The 4,827-nt window shown below is 72.6% G+C and carries 3 protein-coding genes; all 3 read right to left on the bottom strand.

Annotated elements, in window-relative coordinates:
- Positions 1-152 precede the first annotated feature (152 nt).
- Positions 153-1,502, bottom strand: coding sequence for a vWA domain-containing protein (locus tag WBA97_RS37000; RefSeq protein WP_424235685.1), 1,350 nt, complete (start codon positions 1,500-1,502; stop codon positions 153-155).
- The gene (locus WBA97_RS36995; RefSeq protein ID WP_424235684.1) at positions 1,499-2,560 is read right to left on the bottom strand and encodes a PP2C family serine/threonine-protein phosphatase; all 1,062 of its coding nucleotides are present in this window, start codon (positions 2,558-2,560) and stop codon (positions 1,499-1,501) included. The genes WBA97_RS37000 and WBA97_RS36995 overlap by 4 nt, the downstream gene beginning before the upstream one ends.
- Before the next feature lie 2 nt (positions 2,561-2,562).
- Positions 2,563-4,827, bottom strand: a 2,265-nt coding sequence (locus tag WBA97_RS36990) for a tetratricopeptide repeat protein (RefSeq protein ID WP_424235683.1), incomplete at its 5' end; no start/stop codon positions are given.

The following is a 4,827-nucleotide window of genomic DNA, read 5'->3' as shown; positions in this document are numbered from 1 at the left end:
GGCAGGTCGCGCCCGCCGCCGGCAGATCCGGTTCGGCGGCCGGGGGCGCGTCCGGAGCCGCGGTCGCCCGCGCGCCGCCGATCTCGCGGCCGCAGACGTCGCAGAACTCCTCGTCCTCCGACGTGTGGCCCTGCGGGCAGGTGGCCATGCGGTCAGGCTCCCTCGGCATCCGGCAGAGCGTCCGGCGGAGCGTCCTGCTGCTTCTTGCGCACCCGCATGGTCTTCGAGGACCGGGTGTCGAGCGTCATCTCGTCCACCGCCTCGACCTTGCGCTTGAGTCGCACGGTGCCGGTGCGGGCGTCCTCAACGTCCACGACCTTCGCGAGCAGCTTCGCGGTGTCCGAGTGACCGGTCTCCGTCGCGAGCTGCACCGCACGGCCCAGCTTCGCGGTCGCCGTCTCCACGTCGCCCGCCTTGCGTGCCTCCAGGCCCTCCTGGATGGCGTCCGCCAGCTCCGCCTGACCGGTGTAGTGCGCGACCTCGCGGTTGATGCGGGTGGACAGCGCGGTGTCCTCGGTCCAGACGGCGAGGATGCGGCCCTTGCCGAGCACCTGGTCCGGTGCGCCGCCGGCACCGGGTACGACGAGGCTGAGCCGTCCGGCCATCATCTTCTCGCCGGTCGCCGCGGCCGGGACCCGCACGCACACGTGGTAGTCGCGGGTCTCCGAACCCCAGGAACCCGTCGGGTAGTCGCCTTCGCGGGGCGAGGCCTCCGTGCGCCGTGCGGTGAGGTCGGTGAGCGTCGGCTCGACCTGCTTCACGAACTTCACCGTCGCGCCCTGCGGGGTCCACAGCCGCAGCGCCACGTCCGCGACCGCCTTGTCCATGGCGCCCGCGGCCATCGCGCGGAAGTCCTCCTCGAGGCCCTCCGGCTCGGCGATGATGTCGACGGTGCCGAGCAGCGCGTCGGCGATCGTCCGCAGCTCCTTGACCTCCCAGTCGGTGCCCACGCCGCGGCAGTCGCACACGAAGTGCCCGGTGACCTGCGCCAGCGTGGTCGCGAGCTGGCGCGGCGTCTCGTGCATGTTCTGGCCGTCGGTCAGCAGGATCGCGTGCCGCATCTGCGCGGCCGACGTCGCGAACAGCGAGTCCGCGAGCGCGAGCCACTTGCCGATCGCGGTGCCGCCGTTCGCGGCGAGGTGCGCGACCGCCTGCTTCGCCTCGGCCCGCGTCGCTGGTGAGGAGACCACCAGGCCGTGCTGGTAGGGGTACGCGAGCCGGGCCTCGTCGGTGCCGGCCACGACCGCGAACTCGACGCCGTCGCGCAGCGTGTCGATGGCGGCGGCGGTGGCCTGCTTCGCCGACGACAGCTTGGTGCGTGGCACGTGCATCGAGCCGGAGCAGTCGACGATGATCACCTCGGCCGCGCCGCCACCGGAGGTCGACGGCCCGGTGGGTGCGCCGCTGGCTGTGACCGTGACGATCGCGTTGACCTCGGTCGAGCCGGCGGAGAGGTACTCGTTCTGGTAGACCTCGACCGCGAAGTCCGGTTGCTCGGTCACGGCTGGCTCCCTTCCTTCGGCGGGAACGGCACGAGGACCGTGGTGATGTTGTCGTGGCCACCGAGCTCCAGCGCGAGCTTGGTCAGCCCGACGGCCGAGGGCATGCCGCCATCGGCGGGCATCACGCCGGCCAGCGCGGTGGCGTCCGGCACGTAGTTCCAGAGCCCGTCACTGCACAGCAGCACGTGCCCCGGCCCGTTCGGCTCGAAAGTGACGACCCTCGGCTCGATGTCGCCGGCGTCCGCGCCGATCCACTTGGACAGCGCGTGCGCCTGGGGCACCGAGTTGGCCTGCTCCTCGCTCATGCCCTCGGCGATGAGCTCGGCGGCGACCGTGTCGTCCGCGGTGAGTACCTGCGAGGGGGCGGCTGCCGAGCGGAGCGAGTCGTCGTCGGACTCCGAGCGGAGCTTGCGGAGCGAATCGTCGGACTCCGAGCCGGGCGCGGCGATCCAGTACACGCGGCTGTCGCCGACGGACCCGACCGTGACCTTGTCCGGTGTCACGACCGCGGACACGAACGTGCACGACGGCGCCGTGCCGGGCACCGAGGGGTCGGCCAGCTCCGACACCACCTCGATCGCCCGCGCGACCGCGGTCCGCGTCGCGTCCGCCGGGTCGCCGTTCTCCAGCACGGCGTCGAGCAGCACGCTCACCGCCTCGTCGACCGCGAGCTGCGACGCGCTGTCCGCACGGTCGGAGGTGGCGACGCCGTCGCACACCACCGCGACGACCGTCGGCGGCGCGTCCGCGCCGAGCACGGTGCCGTACGCCATCGAGTCCTCGTTGCGGGCCCGCCGCCGTCCCTTGTCGCTGATGCCGACGACCATCTCGAGGTCGCACTCCATGCGGTCACGGCCGCTGGGCTGTGCCCGCCCGCAGTCGGCGCAGAAGCCGTCGCCGTCGATGTTGGGCCCGCCGCATGCCACGCACGACCCGCCGGCCTGTTCGCGCACCGGGCCGCCGACGGGGGTCCTGCGTACGAGCAGACTCTGCCCGCAGCTCTCGCAGAACCGGTCCTCCTTGCCGACGGCGGCACCGCATCCTGGGCAGCTGGTCACGGTCACACCCACGTTGTCGGCCGGATCTGGTTGGCGCTGTCCACCAATGTGATGCGCTCCCTCGTGTTGTCCGCGTGCCGTGCGAGCGTCCGGTAACAATCCTCCAGCGCGACTCGCAAGTCGTTCTCCCTCAATGGGCAGCCAAGCACAGTCCCACCCGAGCGTCCGCCGTGGGTGACCCACCGGAACGCGGCGGTCAGCAGCCGCTCGTTCGCCCGTGCCCTGGGTTCCGCGGGCAGCTGCAGGGCGGACAGCAGCGCGCCTGCCGACGTCAGGTCGTCCTCGGCCAGTTCCGGTGCCGCCACCCCGGCCACCCGTACCGCCGCGGCGGCAAGCTGGGCCGCGGTGTGATGGTTCGAGGTCTCTGGCACCGAGCACAGCACGTCGAACGCCTCCAGCCGCCCGCCCCGCGCCATCAGCGCCCTGGCCAGGCCGAACGCGGCGCTCACGTAGGAGCGGTCGGTGCGCCACACGACGCGGTAGTACCGGTCGGCGGTCGCGTGGTCGCCCAGCGCCTCCGCGCACACCGCCAGTGCCAGTTTCGGCGCCGCCTCGCCCGGCACCGCCGAGTAGACGCGGTCGAGGTGCCGCTGCGCGGTCGTCGGGTCGCCCTCGGCCAGCGCGGCCATGCCGCGGTACCAGTCGAGCAGCCACAGCCGGTCAAGGTCGCGCGCGTTGTTCGCCAGCTCGTCGAGCTTGCGCAGGGCCATGTCCCGCTCACCCGCCTCGACGTGGGCGCGGATGATCCGCAGCGGCACCTCGACCGAGCCCTTCGGCGCCTGGCGCAGCTCGTCGGCCAGCGCGGCAGGCTCGGTGGCCATGACGGTCGCGAGGAACGCCGCCGCCGCGTCCGTCCCGTCGACCTTCGGCACCGGCAGCATGTGCACCAGCGACGGCAGCGACTCCCGCGCGGTGAACGCCATGTCGATGCCGAACGAGCGGCGCTCCGGGGTGAACTCGGCCGACGCGCCGGGCCGCGGCAGGCCGTCCTCGGTGGCGAGTACCTCCCGCAGCACGCCGGTGAGCTGGTCCTTCATCTCCTCCGAGGAGGTGAACCTGGCCCGCGGCGCCGTCGCGACCGACCGCAGCAGGAACCGGTAGTACGAGTCGTGCTCGGCGAGGAGTGGTTCCTCCGCCTGGTTCGGCAGGCGGTCGACGTAGGTGCGCTGGAAGTCGAACGGGAACGTGGTCACCGCGAGCGTGCGGCCGATGGTGTAGAGGTCCGACGCGATCGACGGGCCCGCCGTGGCGATCTCCGGCGCCTGGTAGCCGACCGTGCCGTACACGGCGCTGTCGTCGTCGTCCATGTGCCGGACCGCGCCGAGGTCGAGCAGCTTCAGCTGCTCCTCGGTCTGGATCACGTTGTCCGGCTTGTAGTCGCAGAACAGCAGGTTGAGGGTGTGCAGGTAGCCGATCGGCGGCAGCATCTCCAGCGTGTAGGCGATGGCCCTGGACAGCGGCAGGCACGCCTCCGCGCCCTGGACGGCCCGCACGTCCTTGAGCATCTCCTTGATGGACCTACCGCCGACGTACTCCATCACGATGTAGCCGACGAGCGCGCCGGTGTCCGCGTCGGGGTGCTGCACGAAGTTGTGGATCTTGACGATGTTCGGGTGCTCGACCTCGGCGAGGAACCGCCGCTCGGCCACCGCGGCCGCCATGGCGTCGGTGTCGCCGGTGTCGAGGAGGCCCTTGAGCACGACCCAGCGGTCGGCGACCGCGCGGTCGAGCGCGAGGTAGATCCAGCCGAGGCCGCCGTGCGCGAGGCAGCCGAGGACCTCGTACTGGTCGTGCAGCACCTCGCCGGGGGCGAGCTTGGGGGAGAAGGAGAAGCGGCGGCGGCAGGAGGTGCAGAACCCCTCGGTGCGGCCCTCCTGCCCGTCGCGGCCTCGGCCGACCTTCGCGCCGCAGTTGCTGCAGAACCGCTTGTTCTCGGCAACCTTCGGGTCGGAGAGGACGGCGGATTTCGGGTCGCGGTAGGGGACGCGGGGGATCTCGACCAGCCCCGCGCCCAGCAGGCCGCGGCTGGCCGAGCGTGCGGAGCCGCGCCGCGAGCCGCTGGTGACCGCGCCCGTCGACGCGGTCCACCCGGTGGCGACCGAGCCGGTGCGGGTGCTGATGGTCCTGGCGCTGTCCGCGTCGGGCGCGGCCGCCGGTGCCCTGGCACCTTCCGGCGCCTCCAGGCCGCAGGTCTCGCAGTAACCGTCCTCGTCCAGCGTGCCGCCGCAGCCGGGCCGGGGGCAGGTGCCACCGGCGCCGCTCTGCGC

Origin of the sequence: Actinophytocola sp. (genome assembly GCF_049647105.1) — a bacterium.
Classification (GTDB): Bacteria; Actinomycetota; Actinomycetes; order Mycobacteriales; family Pseudonocardiaceae; genus Actinophytocola.
The sequence above is the reverse complement of the archived record's forward strand: the minus strand, read 5'-3'. Positions and strand labels throughout refer to the sequence as shown.